The sequence below is a fragment of the Paraburkholderia sp. SIMBA_054 genome (assembly GCF_046534875.1).
Classification (GTDB): Bacteria; Pseudomonadota; Gammaproteobacteria; order Burkholderiales; family Burkholderiaceae; genus Paraburkholderia; species Paraburkholderia hospita.
On record NZ_JAWRXV010001126.1, the window covers coordinates 1 to 258 of the forward strand.

A 258-nucleotide genomic window follows, 5' to 3' on the forward strand; every position below is an offset into this window, starting at 1 on the left:
CTAACAAAAATCGATAGTGTAAAAGAATTTTTTAAGAGGAGAGCCTTGAGGTTATATCCAGCATATATAGTCGCTGTAATAATTACTTTTGTAGCAGTAAAAGTTTACGATTTAAAAGGTAGAGGGGTCTCTTTGAGCGATGCCATTGTAAACTTAACAATGTTGCAGGGACATCTTCTAATACCGCATGTAGATGGAGCTTATTGGAGTTTAACCGTCGAACTAACTTTTTATATAATCATGGGATTTTTTCTTTAT

The 258-nt window shown here is 33.7% G+C and carries 1 protein-coding gene; it reads left to right on the top strand.

Annotated features, from left to right (window positions below; genetic code table 11):
- Nucleotides 1-258: acyltransferase family protein (locus SB822_RS58670; RefSeq protein WP_410859318.1), on the top strand; the 258-nt coding region annotated here is incomplete at both ends.